The following is a 23842-nucleotide window of genomic DNA, read 5'->3' as shown; positions in this document are numbered from 1 at the left end:
TTTATTGAAATACCTGAGTCTGTTATGCAAACAGATCGGCGCTCATAGTTCCCCGGCCTGATGGAGGCTGATGAGCAAACGACCATGAGCGAACGAATCCCCGTCCGAACCGTAGAAGCATCTCCCCAGATAAAAACAGTACCGGCGCGCCCAATGAAGGCGAAGCACGCCACCAGCGATAACCAGATTTTCACCCGCAGCTTCACCGGCCTGTTCCGCACCTTGCGCATGAGCGGTGCGGGATTTCTGTTCCTGCTGTTCTTCGGCACCGTATGGCTGAACTGGGGCGGTCGTCAGGCAGTGCTCTGGGACCTTTCCGAAAGCAAATTCCACATCTTTGGCGCAACCTTCTGGCCACAGGATTTCATTCTGCTGTCGGCGCTGCTGATCATCGCCGCGTTCGGCCTGTTCGCCATTACTGTGTTCGCCGGCCGGGTCTGGTGTGGTTACACCTGCCCGCAGAGTTCGTGGACATGGATCTTCATGTGGTGCGAAAAAATCACCGAAGGCGAACGCAACCAGCGCATCAAGCTGCAAGCAGCGCCCTGGAGCCTGAACAAACTCGCCCGGCGCGCGGCCAAGCACACGTTGTGGCTGGCGATCAGTGTGCTGACCGGCCTGACCTTTGTCGGCTATTTCACCCCGATCCGGCCACTGGCCGAAGAATTGCTGACCCTGCGGATCGGCGGTGTCAGCCTGTTCTGGGTGCTGTTCTTCACCGCCGCCACCTACATCAATGCCGGCTGGCTGCGCGAAGCGGTATGCATGCACATGTGCCCGTATGCGCGGTTTCAGAGCGTGATGTTCGACAAGGACACTCTGGCGATTTCCTACGACGCCGCCCGAGGCGAAAACCGCGGCCCGCGCAAACGCGACGTGAAACCCGCCGAAGCCGGGCTCGGCGATTGCATCGATTGCCAGCTGTGCGTACAGGTCTGCCCGACCGGCATCGACATCCGCGACGGCCTGCAAATGGAATGCATCGGCTGCGCGGCGTGCATCGACGCCTGCGATTCGATCATGGACAAAATGAATTACGCCCGTGGCTTGATCCGCTATACCTCCGAACGCGAATTGCAGGGTGGCAAGACGCATCTGCTGCGTCCGCGACTGATCGGCTACGTTGCAGTACTGGTCGTGATGATCGGCGCACTCGCCCTGGCATTGGTCGAACGGCCAATGGTGTCGCTGGACGTGACCAAGGACCGTGGCCTGTTCCGCGAGAATGGTCAGGGGCAGATCGAAAACATCTACACACTAAAGGTCATCAACAAGACCCAGCAGCGCCAGGACTACAACCTGAGCCTGGTGGACGGTGATGGCTTCCAGCTGCAAGGCAAGACCCAACTGAGCCTGGCGCCGGGCGAGATTGTCGATGTGCCGGTGTCGGTGGCGATGACTGCCGAACGTGCGGCCAGCAGCTCGCAGACCTTGAGCTTCAGGATTGCCGACAGTAATGAGCCAGAGATTTATAGCGTGGCGAAGAGCCGGTTTGTTGCGCCGATGAATCGATGATCCCTTAGACTGCGGCGCGGCCATTCGCGAGCAAGCTCGCTCCCACAGAGGAATACGGTCAACTGTGGGAGCGAGCTTGCTCGCGAACGAAGGCGACACGGTCTTCCAGAAAGAAATCAATCCGGACCCAAGATGAAACGCTACGAAAAATTCGCCGACGACATCGCTGAACTGATCCGCTCCGGCGTCCTCGGCCCCGGCCAGCGGGTGCCGTCGGTGCGCTACGCAAGTCAGACCTACGGCGTCAGTCCGTCCACCGTGTTCCAGGCCTATTACCTGCTGGAGCGCCGCGGCCTGATCCGTGCCCGCCCGCGTTCCGGCTACTTCGTCAACACCCACGCCCCGAGCCCGTTCTCGGAGCCGGTGATCAGCAGCCAGGTCAACGAATCCACCAAGGTCGACGTGAGCGAACTGGTGTTCTCGGTGCTTGAGTCGATCAAGGACCCCAGCACCGTGCCGTTCGGCTCGGCGTTCCCCAGCCCGACCCTGTTCCCGCTGCAACGCCTGTCCCGTTCACTGGCCAGTGCTGCGCGGGAAATGGACCCGCGCATGGTGGTCACCGACATGTCGCCGGGTAATCCGCAATTGCGTCGGCAGATTGCCCTGCGCTACATGGTCGGCGGCCTGATGCTGCCGATGGAAGAATTGCTGATCACCAACGGCGCCCTCGAAGCGCTGAACCTGTGCCTGCAAGCGGTCACCGAACCCGGCGATCTGGTGGCCATCGAAGCCCCGGCGTTTTATGCCAGCCTGCAAGTGCTGGAGCGGCTGAAACTCAAAGCCGTGGAAATCCCCGTGCACCCGCGCGACGGCATCGACCTCGGCGTGCTCGCCCAAACGCTGGAGCGGCACCCGATCAAGGCCTGCTGGTGCATGACCAGTTTCCAGAACCCGATGGGCGCAACCATGCCCGAGGCCAAGAAACAGGAACTGGTGGAGCTGTTGAAGCAGCATCAGGTGCCACTGATCGAAGACGACGTCTACGCCGAACTCTATTACGGCCAGCAGGCGCCGAAACCGGCCAAGGCCTTCGACACCGAAGGTCTGGTGATGCATTGCGGCTCGTTCGCCAAGAGCCTGGCTCCCGGCTACCGCATCGGCTGGGTCGCCGCCGGGCGCTACGCACAGAAAATAGAACGACTGAAGCTGATGACCTCGCTATGCGCCTCGATGCCCGCGCAAGCGGCTATCGCCGACTACCTGCAACACGGCGGCTACGACCGCCACCTGCGCAAACTGCGCTACGCCCTGGAAGAACAGCAAAGCGCGATGCTCGCGGCCATTGCCCGCTACTTCCCGGCGCAGACGCGCGTGAGCCAACCGGCTGGCGGCTACTTCCTGTGGCTGGAACTGCCACCGCAGATGGATTCGTTGAAGTTGTTTCAGATGGCGTTGGCGCAGGGGATCAGCATCGCGCCGGGGCCGATATTTTCGCCGACTCAGCGCTTTCGCAATTGCATTCGATTGAACTACGGCAGCCCGTGGACCGAGGATGCGGAGAAGGCGATGGAAACACTGGGGCGGATTGTGCGGTCGTTTTGAGTTACCGGTGATCGTTCCCACGCTCTGCGTAGGAATGCCTCAAGGGACACTCCGCGTTCCAGCTCTGGAAGGGACGCGGAGCGTCCCGGGCTACATTCCCACGCAGAGCGTGGGAACGATCGGTAGGGTTTTAGCGCCCGCCGCCGAGGTCGACAAAGGTCCCGGTGGCATACGAAGCCTTGTCCGACAGCAACCACACAATCGCTTCCGCCACTTCATCCGGCCGCCCGCCCCGCGCCATCGGAATCGCCGACTCCAGCTTGCTGACCCGATCCGGGTCGCCGCTCAAGGCGTGGAAATCGGTATAGATGTAGCCCGGACGCACCGCATTGACCCTAATCCCCTCGCCCGCCACTTCCTTGGACAGGCCGATGGTGAACGTATCCAGCGCACCTTTGGACGCTGCGTAATCGACGTATTCGTTAGGAGAACCCAGCCGGGCGGCGACCGAGGAGACGTTGACGATGCTGCCGCCCTGCCCGCCGTGTTTGGGCGACATGCGCAGGATTGCGTGCTTGGCGCAGAGGATCGGCGCCAGCACATTGGTTTTCATGATTTTGAGGATGCGGAATTCGGACATTTCGTCGACCCGGGACTTGTGTCCCACGGTGCCGGCATTGTTCACCAGGGCGGTGACGCGGCCCAGTTCGCTGTCGACCCGGTTGAACAGCGCGACCACTTCGTCTTCGATACTGACATCGGCGCGCACGGCGATGGCCGTGGCGCCGCGCTCGCGTACCTGGTCGAGCACCTGGTGGGCCGCCTGTTCGTCAGTCTGGTAATTGATGCAGATCCGATAGCCTTGCTCGGCAGCCAACAACGCAGTGGCGGCGCCGATTCCACGACCGCCGCCAGTGATCACAATGACTTTATCCATGCTGGCCTTTCCCCCGATGCACACGTAACAGTCGGGGCAAGAATAACCGCCATTGCCGGCTTTTGCATGACCTGCGATTAGCGGCTCAACTCACCGCCAATTGTTTGCCGCGCACGATGTCCTGCAGGAAGCGATCCGCCGGCATCGGGTGACCGAGCAGATAACCTTGCAGCGAATCGCAGCCCAGTTGCGTCAGGAAGTCCTGTTGCGAATCGGTTTCTACACCTTCAGCAACGATGCGCAGGCCCAGCGCCTGACCGAGGGCGACGATCGCCGAAACGATGGCCGCGTCATCACTGTCGTGCTCCAGATCGCGGACGAAACCGCGATCAATCTTCAGCTCATTGGCCGGCAAACGCTTGAGGTACATCAGGCTTGAATAACCGGTGCCAAAGTCGTCGATGGACAGGTCGACGCCCATATCGGCCAGCTCCTGCAACACCGTCATGCTCGCGTCGGCGTCGCTCATGGCAGTGGTTTCGGTGATTTCCAGGGTCAGGCTGTTGGCCGGCAAATGATGAGTGGCCAAGGCCTTGGCCACGCTGCGCACCAGCCCTGAGTGGCAGAACTGCAAAGCCGACAGGTTCACCGCGATCCGCCAGTCGGTGTAGCCCAGCACGTACCACTCGCGCATCTGCCGGCAGGCTTCGTTGAGCACCCATTCGCCAATCGGAATGATCAGCCCGGTCTTCTCTGCCAGATCGATGAACTTGTCCGGCATCAGCATGCCGTGGGTCGGATGTTCCCAGCGCAACAGCGCCTCGGCACCGACCGGACGACCGTCTGCCGCATGGAATTTGGGTTGGTAATGCAGGCTGAACTCGCCGTGTTCCAGTGCAGCGCGCAGATCCTGCAGCAGTTGCAATTGCTTGCGCGCGTTGCTGTTCATCGAGGCGTCGAAGAAGCTGTAACCGTTCTTGCCGCCGCCCTTGGCGTGGTACATCGCGGCGTCGGCGTTCATCAGCAGTTCCTGGGCGTTCTGGCCGTTGCCCGGGTACAGCGCGATGCCGACGCTGGCGGAAATCTGCAGGTCATGTTCGGCGACCCGGAACGATTGCGCGATCAGGCCGACCTGACGGGCCGCCAGCCCCAGCGCATCATTGGGTTCGGTCAGGCGCACCAGCAGGACAAATTCATCGCCGCCGATCCGCGCCAGGGTATCCAGGCTGCGCAAGTCTTCACGCAGACGCACCGCCACTTCGCGCAGCAACTGGTCGCCCATGTGGTGGCCAAAAGCGTCGTTGACCGGTTTGAAGCCGTCCAGATCGATGAACATCAAAGCAAAGCAACCGCCCTGCTCGTTGACCTTTTTCATCGCCTGATTGATCCGGTCATCCAGCAGCATGCGGTTGGGCAGGCCGGTCAGGGTGTCGTGCAGCGCCAGCTGGGTGAGTTCGCGGTTGGCCACGGTCAACGAATGGGCCAGATCGGCGGTGCGGGCTTCAAGGCGAGCGTCGAGAATCGAGGTCAGCAGCGCGATGGCCAGCACCGCCAGCGTGGTGATCAACACCAGATTGTCGAGGCCATTGCCGTTCAGGCCGCTGAGTGCCGCACCGCAGAAACTGCCGTCAGGAAACCGCGCCGCTGCCATGCCGGTGTAATGCATGCCGACAATCGCCACGCCCATGACAATCGCCGCCCCGGCACGGAACAGTCGCACGTAAGGCGAATGCTGACGCAGACGAAAGGCGATCCACAGCGCTGCGGCCGACGCACCGACCGCGATCAGCAACGAGGCGCCGAACAGCGTCGGATCGTAGTCGATGCCCGGTTGCATGCGCATCGCGGCCATGCCGGTGTAATGCATGGCGCTGATGCCGGCGCCCATGATCAGCGCACCAAAGGCCAGTTGCCAGGCCGGCAGTTTCGGCTGGCTGACCAGCCACAGGGCGAATCCGCAGGACAGCACGGCGATCAGCAATGAAAGCGCCGTGATCGAAATGTCGTAACCGAGACTGATCGGCAGCTTGAACGCCAGCATGCCAATGAAGTGCATCGACCAGACGCCGATGCCCATGGCAAACGCCCCGCCGGCCGTCCATAAATGCACGGCGCGGCCCTTGGCAGTGGCAATGCGCCCGGTGAGATCGAGCGCGGTATAGGAAGCAAGGATCGCCACACACAGCGAAATGAAAACCAGCGTGAAGGAATAGCTACCGATGAGCATGAAAATTCTCGTGACCACCCCGCTGTACTGCGTCCGTTCTCGGCGGGGTCAAATGCGCCGATTGTACTGATTGCGTAAAAGAATTCACTGACAAAGTTATCAAATAGCCATCAACCCGATGAAACGCTTGTTTGATCGTCTGACAAGCCTCTGATTCAGGGTTCTGATCGTTCCAACGCTTTGCGTGGGAATGCAGCCCGGGACGCTCCGCGTCCCTTCCAAGGCAGGACGCAGAGCGTCCGTGGAGGCATTCCCACGCAGAGCGTGGGAACGATCAACGATCAACGATCAACGATCAATGAGACTAGCGGTTATCAGTGGTTTCCAACTGGCCGTCCCAACCACCGCCCAGCGCCGCGATCAACTGCACGCTGGCGATCAAGCGGTTCTGCAGAATATTCAGGACAGTGCGTTCATTACTCAGGGCAGTCGCCTGCACCACCACCACATCCAGATAAGCGATTACGCCAGCCTTGTACTGGTTTTCGGTCAGACGCAACGAGTCCCGTGCCGCATCAAGGGCTTCCTGGCGCACCGCCGCTTCGTCCTCGTACACCTTCAACTGCACCAGGTAGTTTTCCACTTCACGGAAGCTGTCGAGCACGGTCTGGCGGTATTTGGCCACGGTCTGGTCGTACACCGCTTCGGTGCGGTCGACTTCGGCCGAACGGATGCCGCCGTCGAACAGCGGCAGGGTCATTTTCGGCCCCACCGACCAGAAGCGGTTCGGCAGGCTGATCAGGTTCTGCGAGGTACTGCTGCTGTAGCCGCCGCTCAAGCTCAGGCTGAAATCCGGGTAGTACGCAGCCTTGGCCACACCGATGTTGGCATTGGCGGCGATCACTGAACGCTCGGCCGAAGCAATGTCCGGGCGGCGTTCGAGCAATTGCGACGGCAGGCTCAGCGGGATCTGCGGCAGCTTGGGAATGTCCTGGGTTTCGGCAATGTTGAATTCGGCGGGCGGCTGGCCGGTCAGTACCGCGATGGCGTTTTCGAACTGCGCCCGTTGCCAGACCAGATCCACCAGATCGCCCTGGGCCGTTTTCAGCTGGGTCTGCGCCTGCGCCACCGCATCGCGCCCGGAAACCCCGGCGTTGTACTGGTTCATGGTCATTTTCAGCGAGCGCTCGTAAGCCGCGACTGTCGATTCGAGCAGGCGTTTCTGCTGATCGATCACCCGCAATTGCAGGTAGTTCTGCACCAGTTCCGACTGCTGGCTCAAACGCATCGCCGCCAGATCGGCGTAGCTCGCCTGGGCACTGGCTTCATTGGCTTCGAGGCCACGACGCAATTTGCCCCAGACATCCGCTTCCCAACTCACGCCCAGTTGCGCGTTGTAGGTGTCACGAATCCCGCTGGCGGAACTGCTAAGGCTCGAACTGCTGCTGCCGGTGCCTTGACTGGAGCGTGTCTTGCCGGCGCTCAGATCGACGCTCGGGTAAAACGCCCCCCGCGCGCTGCGCACCAGGGCCTGGGCCTGACGGTACTGGGCTTCGGACTGGGCGACGGTCTGGTTGGAGCTGTTGAGTTTCTCGATCAGCTCGTTGAGCTGACGGTCGCCATACAGCTCCCACCAGGCACCGCGCGCCAGGGAATCGCTCGGGTTGGCCTGACGCCAGCCTTCGGCTTCCTTGTACTGGGCGATTTCGGCGGTCTGCGGGCGCTGGTAGTCCGGGCCGACGGCGCAGGCACTGAGCATCGCCACGCACAGGGACAGGCTCAGCAGGCGCGAACCGCGAACGGTAGCCAGATTGATAAGCGAACGGTCAGTCATAGCGGAGTTTCCAGAGCGGCATCGGTGCGCACGCCACGCCATTTGTTGAAACGATGGCGCAGCTTGTCGAGATAGAGGTAAACCACAGGCGTGGTGTAAAGGGTCAGCACCTGGCTGAAGACCAGCCCGCCGATGATGGTCAGGCCCAGCGGCTGGCGCATTTCGGCGCCTTCAGCCCGGCCGAGCAACAACGGCAAGGCGCCGAGGATCGCCGCCAGCGTGGTCATCAGGATCGGCCGCAAACGTTGCAGACAGGCGCTGCGGATCGATTCCAGCGGCGCCATGCCTTGATGACGCTCCAGTTGCAACGCCAGGTCGATCATCAGGATCGCATTCTTCTTCACCACGCCGATCAGCAGGAACAGCCCGAGCAGCGAGATCAGGCTGAACTCGCCGCCCAGCGCATAGATCGACAGCAACGCACCGACGCCGGCCGACGGCAACGTCGAGAGGATTGTCAGCGGGTGAATGTAGCTTTCATACAAAACGCCCAGCACCAGGTACACCGCCAGCAACGCACCGAGGATCATGAACGGCTGACTTTTCTGAGTCGCGGCGAAAGCGTCAGCGGTGCCGGCCATTTTCGCGATCACGTCTTCCGGCAGGCCGACCTTGGCAATCGCCCGCTCGATGGCGGCGCTGCCCTGCTCCACCGTCACGCCTTCGGCCATGTCGAAGGCAATGCTCTCGGAGGCGAACTGGCCTTCGTGGCTGACCCGGTCGTCTTCCAGGCTGTTTTCATAATGGGCGAACGTCGACAACGGAATCCGCGCACCGTCGGCAGTGATCACCTGAACCTGCTTGAGCGTCACCGGATCCTGGGCATATTTCGGATTGACCTCCATCACCACCTGATACTGGTTGAGGCTGTCGTAGATCGTGGAAATCTGCCGCTGACTGTAGGCGTTGTTGAGCACGGCGGTGACCATGTTCATGTCCACGCCCAGGCGCTTGGCCTGATCGCGGTCGACGATCAGCGTCACCTGCTGCGCACCGCGCCCTTCACGGGCGTCGATGGCCGTCAGTTCCGGCAAGGCTCGCAGCGCGGTGACCACTTTCGGGTACCACTCGCGCAAGGCGCCCAGATCACCACTTTGCAGGATGTAGCTGTACTGCGACGTGGTCTGCTCGCGGCCGCCGCCGAATTGCAGATCCTGGTCGGCCATCAGCATCAGTTGTGCGCCGGGCACTTTGGGCATTTCCTTGCGCAGGCGCTCGATGACCTTTTGCGCCGAGATATTGCGTTCCTTGATCGGCTTCAGGCGTACCAGCATGAACGCGTTGTTGGTGCCGTTGGTACCACCGATGAACCCGGCAACACTCTCGACCGCGTCGTCCTTGAGCACCGCTCGGCGGAAGGTCTCCATTTTCGGCTGCATCACGCTGAACGACAGACCATCGTCACCGCGCACGAAACCGATCAACTGGCCGGTGTCCTGCTGCGGCATGAAGGTTTTCGGCACGACTACGTAGAGGGCGACGTTCACCCCGACCGTGATGATCAGGCTCAGCAACGTCAGGCGACGGTGACGCAACACCCAGTCGAGGCTGGTGGCGTATTTGCCGACCATCCAGTCGTTGGTGCGCCGGCTCCAGCGTTGCAGGCGGTTTTCCTCGCCCGGCTTGTGGGGTTTGAGCCAGCGGGCGCAGAGCATCGGGGTCAGCGTCAGGGAAACCACCAGCGACACCACGATGGCCGCCGCCAGGGTGATGGAGAATTCGCGGAACAGGCTTTCGATAATCCCGCCCATGAACAGGATCGACAGGAACACCGCCACCAGCGAGACGTTCATCGACAGCAAGGTAAAACCGACTTCCCTGGCCCCGAGGTAGGCGGCCTTCATCGGTTTTACGCCTTCGTCGATGTGCCGGGAAATGTTCTCCAGCACCACGATGGCGTCGTCCACCACCAGCCCGGTGGCGAGAATCAGCGCCATCAGCGACAGGTTGTTCAGCGAGAATCCGTAGAGGTACATCACTGCAAAGGTGCCGACCAGCGACACCGGCACCGCCAAGGTCGGAATCAGGGACGCGCGGAAGTTACCGAGGAACAGGAACACCACCAGAATCACCAGTGCCACGGCGATCAGCAGGGTCATCTCCGCTTCATGCAGGGTAGCCTTGATCACCGGCGAACGGTCCATCGCCAGGTTCAGTTTGACGCTGGCCGGCAAGACCGCTTGCAACGCCGGCAACTGCGCCTTGATCTCGTTGACCGTCTCGATGATGTTGGCACCGGCCTGGCGGTTGATCACCAGCAGCACCGCCGCGTCATCGTTGAAGAAACCGCTGTTGTAGCGGTCTTCCACGCCGTCGCTGACCTTGGCCACGTCTTTCAGACGCAGGGCCGCGCCGCCGTTGTAGTGGATGATCAGCGATTCGTAATCCTTGGCTTTCTCCAACTGGTCGTTGGCCTGAATCTGCCACAGGCGCTGGCCATCCTCGACCGAGCCCTTGGGCCGGCGCACGTTGGATTCGGCGATGGTCTTGCGCACATCGTCGAGCGCTACGCCGTACTGGTTCAGCGCCTGGGGTTCGAGTTCGATGCGCACCGCCGGCAGCGAGCTGCCGCCGATCTGCACTTCACCGACGCCCTGCACCTGGGACAGGCTCTGGGACAGGATGGTCGAGGCCAGGTCGTAGAGCTGACCCTTTTCCAGCACGTCCGAGGTCAGCGACAACACCATGATCGGTGCCTGCGACGGGTTGACCTTCTTGTAGGTCGGCATGCTGCGCATCCCGCTCGGCAGCAGGTTGCGCGAAGCGTTGATCGCCGCCTGCACTTCCCGCGCCGCGCCGTTGATGTCGCGGTCGAGGTCGAATTGCAGAATCACCCGGGTCGAGCCCTGGCTGGAGCGACTGCTCATGGTGTTGACGCCAGCGATGGCGCCGAACGAGCGCTCCAGCGGCGTGGCCACCGTGGAGGCCATGACTTCCGGACTGGCGCCGGGCAGGCTCGCCTGCACGACGATCACCGGAAAGTCCATTTGCGGCAGCGGCGACACCGGCAGCAGGCCGAAGCTCACACCGCCCAGCAGCATGATGGCCAGGCTCAGGAGCATGGTCGCCACCGGACGCTTGATGAAAGGGCCGGACAGGTTCATGGCTGTTCCACCGGCTCCACGGCCGACGGTGCACGGCCCCAGCGCCGACCGAGACGATCGAAGTACAGGTAGATCACCGGGGTGGTGAACAGCGTCAGTACCTGACTCACCAGCAACCCGCCGACCATCACCAGACCCAGCGGTTGACGCAATTCAGCGCCGGAACCGGTGGCCAGCATCAACGGCACTGCACCGAACAGCGCCGCCAGCGTAGTCATCAGAATCGGCCGGAAGCGCAACAGCGCCGCCTGATAGATCGCCTGCTCCGGCGCCATGCCCTGGGTGCGTTCGGCGTCGAGGGCGAAGTCGATCATCATGATCGCGTTCTTCTTCACGATCCCGATCAGCAGGATGATGCCGATGATCGCGATCATGCCCAGATCGTTGCCACTGAGCAGCAACGCCAGCAAGGCCCCCACCGCTGCCGACGGCAAGGTCGACAGGATGGTGATCGGATGAATGTAGCTCTCGTAAAGCACGCCGAGCACGATGTACATGGTCACCACCGCCGCCAGAATCAGCAGCAAGGTGCTCGACAACGAGGCCTGGAACGCTTCGGCTGCGCCCTGGAACTGGGTCTGCACGCCGAGCGGCATGCCGATGTCCTTTTGCACCTGCTCGATGATATCCACCGCATGCCCCAGCGCCACGCCCGGCGCGAGGTTGAACGACATCATCACCGCCGGGAACTGGCCGATGTGGGTGATCGCCAGTTGCGCCTGCCGTTCCTCGACGTGGGCCAGACTCGACAACCGCACCTGCCCGCCATCGGTGGTCTTGACGTGAATCTGGTCCAGCGCCTGCGGGCCGATCTTCTCTCCAGCCTGAGCCTGCAGCACCACACGGTACTGGCTGGCCTGAGTGTAGATGGTCGAGATCTGCCGCTGGCCAAACGCGTCGTACAACGCATCGGTGATGTTCGATACCGACACGCCCAGCCGGGAAGCGGCGTCGCGGTCGATCACCAGGAACACCTGCAAGCCCTTGTCCTGCAAGTCACTGGCAACGTCGGTCAGTTCCGGACGCTGGGCCAGCGCCTCGACCAGGCGCCCGCTCCACAGGCTGAGCAATTCGGAATCCGGCGAGGACATGCTGAACTGATACTGGGTGCGGCTGACGCGGTCTTCGATGGTCAGGTCCTGCACCGGCTGCATGAACAGGCGGATGCCCACCAGTTTGTCCAGTTGCGGTTGCAGGCGGGCAATCACTTCGGTGGCGGTCAGATCACGCTGGCCATGAGGCTTGAGGTTGATCAGCAGCCGACCGCTGTTGAGCGTGGCATTGTCACCGTCGACACCGATGTAGGACGACAGGCTTTCCACCGCCGGATCTTCCAGAATCACCTTGGCCAGCGCCTGCTGACGCTCGCCCATGGCGGCAAAGGAAATCGACTGCGGCGCTTCGGAAATCCCCTGGATCACCCCGGTGTCCTGCACCGGGAAGAAGCCCTTGGGCACCACCATATAAAGGAACACGGTCAGGGCCAGCGTACCGATGGCCACCAGCAGGGTCAGCGGCTGGTGCTTGAGTACCCACTGCAACTTGCGCCCGTAGGCGGCAATCATCCAGTCGATAAACGCACCGCTGGCACGGTAGAAGCGGCCCTGTTCATGTTCTTCCGGCTCACGCTTGAGCAGACGCGCACACATCATCGGCGTCAGGGTCAGCGAAACCACCAGGGAAATCAGGATCGCCACCGCCAGGGTGATGGCGAATTCGCGGAACAACCGCCCCACTACGTCGGCCATGAACAGCAGCGGAATCAGTACCGCGATCAGCGACAGAGTCAGGGAAATCAGGGTGAAGCCGATCTGCTTCGCGCCCTTGAGCGCGGCCTGCATCGGGCTGTCGCCCTCCTCGATGAAGCGCGCGATGTTTTCCAGCATCACGATCGCATCGTCGACCACAAAACCGGTGGCGATGGTCAGCGCCATCAAGGTCAGGTTATTGACCGAGAACCCGGCCAAATACATCACGCCAAACGTACCGATCAGCGACAACGGCACGGCCACCGACGGAATGATCGTGGCGCTGGCCCGTCGCAGGAACAGGAACGTCACCATCACCACCAGCGCGATGGCGATCAGCAATTCGTGCTGCACGTCGGTCACGGAGGCGCGGATGGTCTGGGTGCGGTCGGTCAGCACGACAACGTCGAGACCGGCCGGCAGGTTGTCGGTGATGCTTGGCAGCAGCGCCTTGATCCGGTCGACCACCTCGATCACGTTGGCGCCCGGCTGACGCTGGATGTTCAGCAGAACCGCCTGATTCTGGTTGGCCCACGCCGCCAGACGCTCGTTTTCGGCGCCGTCGACGATCTGCGCGACATCCTTGAGCCGCAATGGCGCGCCGTTGGCGTAGGCCAGGATCAGGTTGGCGTAATCCTTGGGCGAGGTCAGCTGGTCGTTGGCATCGAGCATCGACACCCGGGTCGGGCCATCGAAGTTGCCCTTGGGCTGGTTGACGTTGGACGCGCCGATCAGCGTGCGCACGTCCGACAGGTTCAGGCCGTTGGCGGCGAGCGCCTCGGGGTTGACCTTGATCCGTACCGCCTGACGCTGACCGCCGGCAATGCTGACCATGCCGACGCCGCTGATCTGGGCGATCTTCTGCGCCATGCGCGTATCGACCAGATCATTGAGTTTGGGCAGCAACATGGTTTTCGATGTAATGGCCAGGGTCAGCACCGGGGTGTCCGCCGGGTTGACCTTGTTGTACACCGGCGGCGCCGGCAAGTCGGTCGGCAGCAGGTTGGTCGCGGCGTTGATCGCGGCCTGCACCTGCTGTTCGGCGACGTCCATGTTGATGTCGAGGCTGAAACGCAGGGTCAGCACCGAGGCACCGCCGGAGCTGGTCGAAGCCATTTGCGTGAGACCCGGCATCTGCCCGAACTGACGTTCCAGTGGCGCGGTGACGGCACTGGTCATTACGTCCGGACTGGCGCCGGGATAAAGGGTCATGACCCGGATAGTCGGGTAATCGACCTGCGGCAACGCCGACACCGGCAGCAGGCGATAGGCAATCAGACCGGCCAGCACGATGGCCAGCATGCTCAGCGTGGTGGCGACCGGGCGGAGGATGAACAGGCGCGAAATGTTCATGCGCCCTTCTTGGCCTTGTCGGTGACGGTGGCGTCAGGCGCGGTCGCGGCCGACTTGCCTTGCAGGTGCTCGGTCGGAGTGGTCGGTACGTCCTTGCTGTCGTTGACCACTTCCACTTCGCTGCCTTCCTTCAGGCGGTCGGTGCCTTCCAGCACCACGCGATCGCCAGCGGCGAGGCCTTCGGTGATCACGGTGTTTTCGCCGTCGCTGGCACCGATCTTCAACTGGCGGATGGTGACTTTCTTGTCGCCGTCCAGCGCGTAGACGAAGGTGCCATTGGTGCCGAACTGAATGGCCGCCGAGGGCGCCAGCACCACACCTTTCAAGGTGTCTGCCAGCAGGTGGATGTTGACGAACTGGTTGGGGAACAGCGACTGATCGCGGTTCTCGTAGCGAGCCTTGAATTTCAGGGTGCCGGTGGTCACGTCGATCTGGTTGTCGAGGCTTTGCAGCACACCGGTGGCTTGCAGTTTGGTGTCGCCACGATCCCAGGCTTCGGCGGGCAGCTTGGCGCCGCTGCGGTAGCGGGCAAGCACGGTTTCCAGGCTGTTTTCCGGCAGCGTGAAGGCGACGCTGATCGGCTGGGTCTGGGTGATCACCGCCAGGGAAGTCGTGTCGTTCGCCGCCACCAGGTTGCCGACGTCGAGCTGACGCAGGCCGACGCGACCGGCAATCGGTGCGCGGATTTTGGTGAATTCAAGATTGAGCTTGGCGTCGTTGACCGCCGCCTGATTGGTTTTCACGGTCCCGAGGTACTGGCCGACCAGCGCTTCGGCGGTATCCAGGGTCTGCTTGGCGATGCTGTCTTCCTTGTAAAGACCGCGATAACGCTCGACATCGACCTGGGCGTTCTTCAACTGCGCCTGATTCTGCAGCAAGGTGCCTTCAGCCTGGAGCAAAGCGTTCTGGTACGGACGCGGGTCGATCTCCGCCAGCAGGTCGCCGGCCTTGACCATCTGCCCTTCCTCGAAATAGATCTTCACCAGCTCGCCACCGACCCGGCTGCGCACGTTGATGGTGTTAAGCGCCGTGACCGTGCCCAGTGCCTTGTAATACAGCGGGAAGTCCCCGGTGACCGCCGGCGCCACGCGCACCGGAATCGGCCCCGCCGCGCCGCCGAAGCCCGGCCGCATCATCCCCGAACGCCCCGTGTGACCGGCCTGCGCCTTCTCGCCGCCCTCCTTGTGGGTCGAACCGGCGGGCCAGAATTTCCAGCACAGACCGGCAATGACCAGCAAGACAAGCAGGCTCAACAGCCAGCGACGGGAGTTTCGGGAAGACGATTGCATGGAGTGATTAACCATTGGGCGCGTGGGCTTCTTTTACGGGAGGCTGAACGATAAGCACTGGCCGGGATTTAGCAAAGCAGCTTTACCGGCAATTTACCTTCCACTTACGTTTCAAGGTGTGAGGCAAAACACTGATACACAAATGAAAACGGCCTGGACAGGGCCAGGCCGTTAACAATTGTAAAAGCGCTGTTCAGAACACTTATTTCAAAACCGAGAGTGCCGCGTCGTAGTTAGGCTCTTCTGCAATTTCCTTGACCAGTTCGCTGTACAGGACGTTGTCGTTTTCGTCCAGAACAACCACCGCGCGGGCGGTCAGACCTTTCAGCGGGCCGTCAGCGATGGCCACACCGTAGTTCTCGATGAACTCGGCGCCGCGCAGGGTCGACAGGTTTTGTACGTTTTCCAGGCCTTCGGCGCCGCAGAAGCGAGCCTGGGCGAACGGCAGGTCAGCCGAGATGCACAGCACCACAGTGTTGCTGATGTCGTTGGCCTGAGCGTTGAACTTGCGCACGGAAGTGGCGCAGGTCGGGGTGTCGACGCTTGGGAAGATGTTCAGCACTTTGCGCTTGCCGGCGAAGTCTTTCAGGGTGACGTCGGACAGATTGCCGGCTACCAGGGAAAAGGCTGGCGCCTTGGAACCGGCTTGTGGCAGTTGGCCGTTGACTTGAACCGGGTTGCCTTTGAGAGTGACTTGAGCCATGAACGGAGTCCTTCTTAACGTTGTTGGGAAAGCATGCAAGAGGCGGAAGTTAACCACGAAATTGTCCGACGACCTATGCCTGGACTGAAATTGTCATGTGCTGGCGCCCAAAACTGGATACACATTCTCCAGGCTTCCCACATCCCTGCTCTCAAAGAAGGTGCTGCTTGTTAAAACGCAAGTCTGCATCTTTTCTTTAACGACCTGTCGATTCCGACCCGAGCCGTTCGACTAAGCCATGAATCCCTTACCTGACTGTGGAGAAACACCATGCGCTTCATGATCATTGTCAAAGCCAGCCACGACTCCGAAGCCGGCGTGATGCCCAGCGAGCAACTGCTGACCGACATGGGCAACTACAACGAGGAACTGGCCAAGGCCGGCATTCTGGTTTCCGCCGACGGCCTGCACCCCAGCAGCAAAGGCGCCCGTGTGCGCTTCAGCGGCGAAAACCGTAGCGTGATCGACGGCCCGTTCGCTGAAACCAAGGAGCTGATCGCCGGCTACTGGATCTGGGACGTGAAGTCCAAAGAAGAAGCCATCGAATGGGTCAAGCGCTGCCCGAACCCCATGCCGGGCACTGAATCGGAAATCGAGATTCGCCAGGTGTTCAGCGCGGAAGATTTCGGTGCCGAGTTCACCCCGGAACTGCGCGAGCAGGAAGAACGCATACGCGAACAAGCCAAAAAACACTGAAGCCCCGAATGGAGAACATCAGCATTTTCTGTAAGGCCGGTGGCGACTGAACGAGACACGAGGACTTTTCGACGCGAAACAGGTAGGGTGCGCAACATCACAATGCCACCACTGGATCGCGTCGCGGTTTTTATGGAGTTGTCATCGCAATGAGTTGCTGGACCGTCCTTGGCCTGTCGGCCGACGCCGATGTGCGCACTATCAAACGCCAATATGCCGTCCTGCTCAAACAGACCCGCCCCGACGACGACCCCGAGGGTTTCCAGCGACTGCGCGATGCCTATGAGCAGGCGCTGGCCTACAAGGAATGGCAGCAGTATCACGCGCAGGATCAGGACGAAGTGCAGGAACAAGCGCAGGAGCAGCGCATTGAGGAATCCTGGGACTTGAGCGGCCTGACCGTGGTCGAGGTCGACGCCCTGCAACTGGCAACCCGCTCGCTGGACGGGCTGAGCGTTGAAGAGCTCGAACGTCGCCACACCGTCGCCCTCGAACAAGGCTGTGCGCATATCTTCGAGGACACGCTGCTGCATCACTGCATCGAACACCCGCAATCCTCCGACACTCTGGTGGACTGGGCAGTGCCGACCTTTTTCTGGTTCAGCGCCTGGCAACGGCTGGAGCTGGATGAGGAATCGATCGAGCTGTTGCTGGCCCGGCAGCGCACGCGTATCACGCAACCGATGCGTGATGCCCTCGAACGCGAAGACGTCGACGGATTCCTCCAGGCCTACGCCCGCCGTGCGGATTTCAACTGGCTGGCGATTGAACAACATCAGCAATGGTTCAACCGTGCCCTGAGCCAGATGCTGCTGGATTCGCCTTTCTGGTCTCCCGAGGTATTCGAACGGGTGCGCACCGGTCAGGGCTGGCACGGCGGCACAGGAAATCCCTGCCCTGACGGCGAATGGCAACGCCTGCTGGCTCGACAAAATGCGCCGTTTTTTGTGGCACGCCAGCAACAGCTCGCCCTGGAAGCACCCGCCACCCCCGAACACCGCGCCGCCCGCCTGCTGCTGGGCACCGGCTCGTTCAGCGCCCGCCGTGCGCTGGCCCGACGCTTGCGCGAAGAAGACTGGGCGCAGTGCCGCAAGTTGAGTTCCGAGCTGTACGCCAATCACCCCAATGTCTGCGCGCAGATGCCCGGCGGCACGGCGTTTTTCTGGCGCGACTGGGAACTGAGTTTCAATGACTGGCCAACCTATGTGGGCGTAGTGTTGGCCTGCCTGATCGGCGCGTTCACCCATTACATTCCGCTGGGCGCACGCCTCAGTGGACTGATCAATATCGTCATGATTTCGACCGTGGTGTTTGGCGTGATCGTGGCGGGGCTCAATTGGCTGGTGCACAACGTTGCTCATCGCGTATGGCGGCTGGATGACCGGCTCAGCGCAAGTCTTTGCCCCGGATCCCTCAAAGACTCGCCGCCGTTCGGCGTGCTGCGCGACTTCGTGCCCGGCGCGCTGATGGTGGCCGGGCTTGGCTGGTTTTTCGGCCCGATTGCCGGCGTGGTGTATGCCGCAACCCTTGCATCGTTCGGACTGGTGCGGCGCTGGCAGTCCCGGCCACGGGTGTCCTGGGAAGAGAGCCGACCTGCCGTGAAAGTCGGCGTGACGATCCTCGGGATTGTGGTGCTGGCCCTTGTGCTCGGCGTGTTCAAGGTGGTCGCCAGCCAAGGCACAGTCAATCGCAATCAGGGCTTGCAACCCTGGACCGAACGCCTGTGCAGCCGCTTGCCGGCCACCACCGCCGAATGCAGCGCACCGGCCACCGTTGAACAGTGGTACGGCAAGGAGGCGCGACCATGAGCAGCAGAGTGATGTTTTGCGTCGGTATCTTCTTCGCGCTGGTGGTGATGGCGCTGACCAGTGCGACCCGACCTTTCCTCCAGCTCGATCTCTGGCTGGATGGACGCGATGCGCCGGTCACCGCTCAGGCCAATGCCCTGAGCCCGCTGATCGCCTGCGTCAACCGGATCGACGTGCAATGGCGAGCGGCCTACGATCGCTACAAGAACCCTCAACCGCCCTTGCCTCGCGACCAGCGCTGGTTGAAGAGCCTCAAGGATTTCGACGACAGTGACGCGTTCAATGTGCGCGACATACAGCGTGATGTCTGCGGTCAGGGCCTCACGGAAAAACTCGAACTGCTGACCTGGCAACCAGAGCTGTCGCGACAGGCCAACGAGTATGTCCGGGCGCTGAATCACGTCACGACGACCATTGCTCCAACGCGCTTTTACCGAGAGGCGAGTTTCATCTCCGGGTCGCAACAGCCCTCCCCTGGCGAACTCGCGGCGATCGAGCGCGTGTCACAGGAGTACATCGGCGCTTCGACGGCTTTGCGGCAAAACCTGCTGCCGCTCGACGCCGCGCAGCGTCCCGAACAGCTCAAGCTGATCGAAGCGCGTCTGGGCAGGGACATTCACTGGGACTTGCTGGCGTACATGATTCAGGCGCGGGAGACCGTCGATGTGCTCGACGAAGCGATGAAAAACCGCACCCTGACCCCGAAATTGCTGGCCGAGACCATCGCAAAGCTGCAACAGGCCTGGAACCGTCGCGAACCCTGGCTCGCGCCGCGCACCGGTGGGTTCCAGAACAAGACCGATGCCGCGCGTGATCTGTGGCTGCGCATTGGCGAGCCGGGGCAAAACTATCTCGAGGCGTTGAACACCCTGCAGGCAGACTGGCAGAACCATGCACAGCCTCAGCGCCTGAGCGAGGACTATTACGCCGTGACCCGCAGTTACGACGGCTTGCTCAGCCATTACAACCGGCTGGCACGCGCCAACTTCTGACGCAGTGAACACGCCGGGTCGCCCGTTGGGGCAACCCGGCGTGCCGGTCTTACCTGGCCTTGAGCTTGAGGTAGGACTGATGCAGATCCGCCGCCCAGCCGTCGATCACGCTTTTCACATCATCGGCCTTCATCACCTGCGAATCGTTTTCCAGTGGTTTGCCGGTGCCCTTGCGCACCACTTGCGCCGCCACCTTGTTGGTGCCGCCGTCGAGGAACACCGCTTCGGTCGCCAGGGTGGTTTCCTGATCACGAATCCCGCTGGCGGTACTGACCGCTGCGGCGACCAGAGCAATCGGAATCACTTCATAGGCATGCAGGCCTTCGGTCTTGCTGCTCACGGCGGTGATGGCCGCGCGCACCACGATCACACCCGGTCCGGGGCCTGAGGCCAGCGGCAGGGATTTGCCCAATTCACGCTTGAGTGCCTGATCGTAATAGCTGGTGATGCCGTTGAGGGTCTGCTGCGGAATCTTCACGGTGGGTTGCGGTTTGGGATAGAGCTGGGTCGGTTCGACGTAGACGCTGGTGAATTTGCCGATGTCGATTTTCGGGTCGATCCAGCGCATCACTTCGGCCCCCGACGGAGATTTGGCCTCCCTGAGCTGACTGTAGTCCTTGAGGAAGCCTGAGTATTCGTCGGGTGCGACGGTTTTGCTGGAGCAACCCACTACGCCCAGCGTGGCAATGCACAGGGTGCTCATCATTACGGCTAGCTTCATGCTGTAACTCCTGTCGGAAGGCCGAATTTATTGCGTCGGGGGAGTTACAGGTATAGCTGAATCCGCGTCGTTTGCGATCAGAAACGCCGACACTGGGCAATGCCGGGCCCGGACCTTTGAAGGGCCCGGGCCATCACCGGTACTTGAAGCTTCCTGCTACCAGCTCGAAGTCTCCCCGCTCCTCAACGCCATCTCCCGCCGGCTGTTTGCCCGCATCGCCTTGATCAGCGACACCGTGCCCACCAGCAAAATTGCCGCTCCGAACAGAAAATCGATGTTGTACAGCTGGAAATCCTGCACCGGCCCCACCAGCACAGTGCGTACCACGCCGATTCCCACCAGCGTGGCGAGGAAGTCGATCCCCGGTTCATCGCGGTAGAACACCAGCAGCAACGGCAGGCAGAGCACCAGCAGCATCAACAGCACCACGACCTTGAACGAGCCTTTGCGCTCGACGCTGAACGCGCATTCGTGGGGGCCGTAGGCCTTGTAGTCTTCGTCGCGGATCATCGAGTTTTTCTCGTTGATGTAGTCAGCGCGGTTGTACTTCTGGATCGGCGTGAAGGTGTTGGACATCTCCATCAGCGTGGTGATGTTCTTGAAGCGCAGGTCGATACGCTCGCTGCCCTTGAGGTAATACAGCACCGGTTTGTAGCCGTAGCGATAGGTGTCGAAGGGAAACTCGGTGACCCGGCCCTGAACGCTGATCGGGCGCGATTCGAGTTCGGCGAAGGCGCTCTTGTCGGTCGAGGCGAGGTTGCGGCTCAGGGGCAGGACTTTTACTTGCTCAAGGAAGATCGGCGTGACGCCGTAGGACCATTGCAACGGTTCCAGGCGCAGACGCAGTTCGTTGCGGCCCAGGTCATAGCGGTTGAAAGTACGTTCGGAGACCACCACCGCGCCGCTGAGCATGAACTCGCCACGCAGGTTGTTGGTGATGCGCAAGGTCAATTGATCCTTGCCCTGCAGCGCCGCTTGTGTGTTCGGCGGCGTGCCGCACCAGGCGGTGCTTTCGCCGACGCCACCGAGCTGACCGCCACGGTTTTCGTTGAACACATAGATGTAACCGGCCCACAGCGTCACCATCAGCAGCAACGCGGTGATGCCCAGAATTTTTTTGCCCGGACTCACTGATCAGACTCCCTTCTTCGTTCCGTCGTCCAGCCGAAAACCCGCTGGCGACGGGGACTCTACCAAAAGGCCACCATCGACCCAAGGGAAAATCCCCGATTCATCAGGGTTCTAGGGGTTTCCCCTGCATCACCTGCGCCGGAACAGCGGTCGCGGTTCAATCACCGAGCGCCCATACAACACGCTCATCCCGGCCAGGCCCTTGAGCGCATCCTCGGCGGATTTATCCTCGCGCACCGCGAAGCTGTCGAAACCGCATTGGCGCATATGGCTGAGCTGGTCGCGCAGCACATCGCCAATGGCGCGCAACTCGCCTTTCCAGCCGAAACGGCTGCGCAGCAGATAGGCCTGACTGTAGGCGCGGCCATCGCGAAAGCTCGGGAAGTCGAGGGCGATCAACGGCAGCGAGGTCAGCCATGGCAGCAGGCTTTCGACGCCATCGTCCGGGCCGAGCCAGACCGCGTGGGTCGAGGGCGATTCAAGCCAGTGGGCCAGCGGCAGAATCAACATCCCGGCGCCGGGCTCTGTTTCAGGCGAGCGGATCAGCGTCCATGGATCGTCGAGCACGATCCGCGCCCCGCCCGCCTCCATGCGCAGCAGATTGTTCATGCCGGCACCTCCAGCGCTTTCGGGTAGATCCGTTCCTTGAACGGCTCCAGTCCGATGCGCGCCACGGTATCGACGAACAACTCTTCGGCCTCGCGATAACGGAGGAAGGTGCCGATGATCCGCTCGATCACCTGCGGCACTTCAGCGGCGCTGAACGACGGACCGATGACTTTGCCCAGTGCGCTGTTCTTGCCCTGAGCACCGCCGAGGGTGATCTGGTACCACTCGCTGCCGTTTTTATCGACGCCGAGGATCCCGATGTTGCCGATGTGATGATGGCCGCAGGCGTTCATGCAGCCGGAAATGTTCAGGCTGATGTCGCCCAGATCGTGCAGGTAGTCGAGGTTGTCAAAGCGCGCCTGAATCGCCTGGGCAATCGGGATCGATTTGGCGTTGGCCAGCGCACAGAAATCCCCGCCGGGGCAGGCAATGATGTCGGTCAGCAGACCGACGTTGGCCGCGCCCAGGCCCTGCTCTTTCGCCAGTTGCCACAACGCAAAAAGCTGGGATTTGGGCACGTCCGGCAGGACGATGTTCTGCTCGTGGGCGATGCGAATTTCGCCAAAACCGAAGCACTCGGACCAGTCGGCCACGGCCAGCATCTGCAAACCGGTCACATCCCCCGGTGGCGAAGCCAGGCCCGGTTTGGTCGACAGCACCACGCTGGTGTAGCCCGGCACCTTGTGCGGCTGCACGTTGCGCGCGACCCAGCGGGCGAACGCCGCGTTCTCGGCAAGGTGCGTGCCGAAATCCAGATCCGTATCCGCCAGCGTGCGATAGCTCGGCGGCACGAAAGCACTGGCGACTCGCTGGTATTCATCCTCCGTCAGTTGCGCCGGGCCGTCCTTGAGGTGTTGCCACTCTTCCTCGACCTCTTTGGCGAACGCCTCGATGCCCAGCGCCTTGACCAGAATCTTGATCCGCGCCTTGTACTTGTTGTCGCGACGGCCGTGGCGGTTGTAGACCCGCAACACCGCCTCGACATAGGACAGCAAATGCTGCCACGGCAAGCCGTCGCGAATCTGCAAACCGAGGATCGGCGTGCGCCCCAGACCGCCGCCGACGATCACTCGCAAGAGCATCTGCCCGTCATGGCCGGGGTAAAGATAGAGGCCGATGTCATGCATCATGATCGCCGCGCGGTCCTGCTTCGCCGAGCAGATGGCGATCTTGAATTTGCGTGGCAGGAACAGGAACTCCGGGTTGATCGTCGACCATTGCCGCAGGATCTCCGCCAGCGGGCGCGGGTCGATCAACTCGTCCGCCGCGACGCCGGCAAAAGCTTCGGTGGTGATGTTGCGCACGCAGTTGCCCGAGGTCTGGATCGCATGCATGTTGACCTGCGCCAGACGTTGGAGGATGTCCGGCACCTGGTGCAGCTCGATCCAGTTGAACTGCATGTTCTGCCGCGTGGTGAAGTGGCCGTAACCTCGGTCGTAGTCACTGGCGATGCTCGCCAATGTGCGCATCTGCTCGGCGCTCAGCGTGCCATAGGGAATCGCCACCCGCAGCATGTAAGCGTGCTTTTGCATGTACAGGCCGTTCTGCAGGCGCAGCGGCAGGAACTCTTCTTCGCTCAACTCCCCGGCCATGAAGCGCTCGACCTGATCGCGAAACTGCGCAACGCGCTCGAACACCAGCGCCCGGTCGTAATCGTCGTATTGATACATCGGCTACCTCATCAGCACTCAGCACAACTCCTGTGGGAACGAGGCATCTAGAGATTGCGCGATCTGGCGCAATCTCTAGATGCCTCGTTCCCACAGATTCCTGAAAGCACTATGACGTTGCAGCGCAGCCCGTTACAGATTCA

Annotated in this window: 16 protein-coding genes; 5 read left to right on the top strand and 11 right to left on the bottom strand. The window is 61.6% G+C overall.

Annotated features, from left to right (window positions below; genetic code table 11):
- Window positions 1-84 precede the first annotated feature (84 nt).
- Window positions 85-1515, top strand: a complete 1431-nt coding sequence (gene ccoG, locus CAF73_RS23155) for a cytochrome c oxidase accessory protein CcoG (protein WP_085703999.1) — start codon at window positions 85-87, stop codon at window positions 1513-1515.
- A 132-nt stretch (window positions 1516-1647) separates the two neighbouring features.
- Entirely contained in the window at window positions 1648-3057 is a 1410-nt protein-coding gene (gene mapR, locus CAF73_RS23150) for a GntR family transcriptional regulator MpaR (RefSeq protein ID WP_039772397.1), read from the top strand.
- A gap of 130 nt (window positions 3058-3187) precedes the next feature.
- On the opposite strand, the gene CAF73_RS23145 is transcribed toward mapR, so the two are convergent.
- The 7 genes from CAF73_RS23145 to tpx form a co-directional block, all read right to left on the bottom strand.
- The gene (locus tag CAF73_RS23145; RefSeq protein WP_085700699.1) at window positions 3188-3934 is read right to left on the bottom strand and encodes an SDR family oxidoreductase; all 747 of its coding nucleotides are present in this window, start codon (window positions 3932-3934) and stop codon (window positions 3188-3190) included.
- An 85-nt stretch (window positions 3935-4019) separates the two neighbouring features.
- Window positions 4020-6101 carry a bifunctional diguanylate cyclase/phosphodiesterase gene (locus tag CAF73_RS23140; RefSeq protein WP_085700700.1) on the bottom strand — a complete coding sequence of 694 codons (2082 nt, stop codon included), beginning with the start codon at window positions 6099-6101 and terminating at the stop codon, window positions 4020-4022.
- 304 nt (window positions 6102-6405) lie between these two features.
- Window positions 6406-7875 carry an efflux transporter outer membrane subunit gene (locus CAF73_RS23135; RefSeq protein WP_085703996.1) on the bottom strand — a complete coding sequence of 490 codons (1470 nt, stop codon included), beginning with the start codon at window positions 7873-7875 and terminating at the stop codon, window positions 6406-6408.
- The gene (locus CAF73_RS23130) at window positions 7872-10979 is read right to left on the bottom strand and encodes an efflux RND transporter permease subunit (RefSeq protein ID WP_085703993.1); all 3108 of its coding nucleotides are present in this window, start codon (window positions 10977-10979) and stop codon (window positions 7872-7874) included. Before CAF73_RS23130 ends, CAF73_RS23135 begins: the two co-directional genes overlap by 4 nt.
- Window positions 10976-14080, bottom strand: a complete 3105-nt coding sequence (locus tag CAF73_RS23125) for an MdtB/MuxB family multidrug efflux RND transporter permease subunit (RefSeq protein ID WP_085700703.1) — start codon at window positions 14078-14080, stop codon at window positions 10976-10978. Before CAF73_RS23125 ends, CAF73_RS23130 begins: the two co-directional genes overlap by 4 nt.
- A complete protein-coding gene (locus CAF73_RS23120) occupies window positions 14077-15384 on the bottom strand; it encodes an MdtA/MuxA family multidrug efflux RND transporter periplasmic adaptor subunit (RefSeq protein ID WP_085703990.1) in 1308 nt (435 codons plus the stop codon). Before CAF73_RS23120 ends, CAF73_RS23125 begins: the two co-directional genes overlap by 4 nt.
- A gap of 187 nt (window positions 15385-15571) precedes the next feature.
- Window positions 15572-16072 carry a thiol peroxidase gene (tpx, locus tag CAF73_RS23115; RefSeq protein WP_085700705.1) on the bottom strand — a complete coding sequence of 167 codons (501 nt, stop codon included), beginning with the start codon at window positions 16070-16072 and terminating at the stop codon, window positions 15572-15574.
- A gap of 270 nt (window positions 16073-16342) precedes the next feature.
- Here tpx and CAF73_RS23110 point away from each other — a divergent pair, with 270 nt between their 5' ends.
- The 3 genes from CAF73_RS23110 (at window position 16343) to CAF73_RS23100 (ending at window position 19568) form a co-directional block, all read left to right on the top strand.
- Window positions 16343-16768 (top strand): YciI family protein, encoded by a 426-nt coding sequence (locus CAF73_RS23110; protein ID WP_074690904.1) that lies wholly within the window; start codon window positions 16343-16345, stop codon window positions 16766-16768.
- Between the two features lie 149 nt (window positions 16769-16917).
- Window positions 16918-18576, top strand: coding sequence for a J domain-containing protein (locus CAF73_RS23105; protein WP_085703988.1), 1659 nt, complete (start codon window positions 16918-16920; stop codon window positions 18574-18576).
- The gene (locus tag CAF73_RS23100) at window positions 18573-19568 is read left to right on the top strand and encodes a DUF3829 domain-containing protein (RefSeq protein ID WP_085703986.1); all 996 of its coding nucleotides are present in this window, start codon (window positions 18573-18575) and stop codon (window positions 19566-19568) included. Before CAF73_RS23105 ends, CAF73_RS23100 begins: the two co-directional genes overlap by 4 nt.
- 49 nt (window positions 19569-19617) lie before the next feature.
- On the opposite strand, the gene CAF73_RS23095 is transcribed toward CAF73_RS23100, so the two are convergent.
- From CAF73_RS23095 to CAF73_RS23080, 4 genes are all read right to left on the bottom strand, one after another.
- Entirely contained in the window at window positions 19618-20289 is a 672-nt protein-coding gene (locus CAF73_RS23095) for a DUF3313 domain-containing protein (RefSeq protein ID WP_085703984.1), read from the bottom strand.
- Between the two features lie 156 nt (window positions 20290-20445).
- Window positions 20446-21420, bottom strand: coding sequence for a hypothetical protein (locus tag CAF73_RS23090; protein ID WP_085700709.1), 975 nt, complete (start codon window positions 21418-21420; stop codon window positions 20446-20448).
- A gap of 129 nt (window positions 21421-21549) precedes the next feature.
- Window positions 21550-22029, bottom strand: a complete 480-nt coding sequence (locus CAF73_RS23085; protein ID WP_085700710.1) for a DUF934 domain-containing protein — start codon at window positions 22027-22029, stop codon at window positions 21550-21552.
- Window positions 22026-23699, bottom strand: a complete 1674-nt coding sequence (locus CAF73_RS23080) for a nitrite/sulfite reductase (RefSeq protein ID WP_085703982.1) — start codon at window positions 23697-23699, stop codon at window positions 22026-22028. Before CAF73_RS23080 ends, CAF73_RS23085 begins: the two co-directional genes overlap by 4 nt.
- Window positions 23700-23842: the final 143 nt, after the last annotated feature.

It is taken from the genome of Pseudomonas sp. B15(2017), from assembly GCF_002113215.1.
Taxonomy (GTDB): domain Bacteria; phylum Pseudomonadota; class Gammaproteobacteria; order Pseudomonadales; family Pseudomonadaceae; genus Aquipseudomonas.
This window is presented reverse-complemented; position numbering and strand designations above follow the sequence as displayed.

What these genes read in the sequence shown, in the direction of transcription:
- CAF73_RS23130 (WP_085703993.1), bottom strand. Translation starts at nt 10,979, where the DNA reads ATGAACCTGTCCGGCCCTTTCATCAAGCGTCCGGTGGCGACCATGCTC.
- CAF73_RS23145 (WP_085700699.1), bottom strand. Translation starts at nt 3,934, where the DNA reads ATGGATAAAGTCATTGTGATCACTGGCGGCGGTCGTGGAATCGGCGCC.
- CAF73_RS23110 (WP_074690904.1), top strand. Translation starts at nt 16,343, where the DNA reads ATGCGCTTCATGATCATTGTCAAAGCCAGCCACGACTCCGAAGCCGGC.
- CAF73_RS23085 (WP_085700710.1), bottom strand. Translation starts at nt 22,029, where the DNA reads ATGAACAATCTGCTGCGCATGGAGGCGGGCGGGGCGCGGATCGTGCTC.
- CAF73_RS23100 (WP_085703986.1), top strand. Translation starts at nt 18,573, where the DNA reads ATGAGCAGCAGAGTGATGTTTTGCGTCGGTATCTTCTTCGCGCTGGTG.
- CAF73_RS23080 (WP_085703982.1), bottom strand. Translation starts at nt 23,699, where the DNA reads ATGTATCAATACGACGATTACGACCGGGCGCTGGTGTTCGAGCGCGTT.
- CAF73_RS23125 (WP_085700703.1), bottom strand. Translation starts at nt 14,080, where the DNA reads ATGAACATTTCGCGCCTGTTCATCCTCCGCCCGGTCGCCACCACGCTG.
- CAF73_RS23135 (WP_085703996.1), bottom strand. Translation starts at nt 7,875, where the DNA reads ATGACTGACCGTTCGCTTATCAATCTGGCTACCGTTCGCGGTTCGCGC.
- ccoG (WP_085703999.1), top strand. Translation starts at nt 85, where the DNA reads ATGAGCGAACGAATCCCCGTCCGAACCGTAGAAGCATCTCCCCAGATA.
- CAF73_RS23140 (WP_085700700.1), bottom strand. Translation starts at nt 6,101, where the DNA reads ATGCTCATCGGTAGCTATTCCTTCACGCTGGTTTTCATTTCGCTGTGT.
- tpx (WP_085700705.1), bottom strand. Translation starts at nt 16,072, where the DNA reads ATGGCTCAAGTCACTCTCAAAGGCAACCCGGTTCAAGTCAACGGCCAA.
- CAF73_RS23120 (WP_085703990.1), bottom strand. Translation starts at nt 15,384, where the DNA reads ATGGTTAATCACTCCATGCAATCGTCTTCCCGAAACTCCCGTCGCTGG.
- CAF73_RS23105 (WP_085703988.1), top strand. Translation starts at nt 16,918, where the DNA reads ATGAGTTGCTGGACCGTCCTTGGCCTGTCGGCCGACGCCGATGTGCGC.
- CAF73_RS23095 (WP_085703984.1), bottom strand. Translation starts at nt 20,289, where the DNA reads ATGAAGCTAGCCGTAATGATGAGCACCCTGTGCATTGCCACGCTGGGC.
- mapR (WP_039772397.1), top strand. Translation starts at nt 1,648, where the DNA reads ATGAAACGCTACGAAAAATTCGCCGACGACATCGCTGAACTGATCCGC.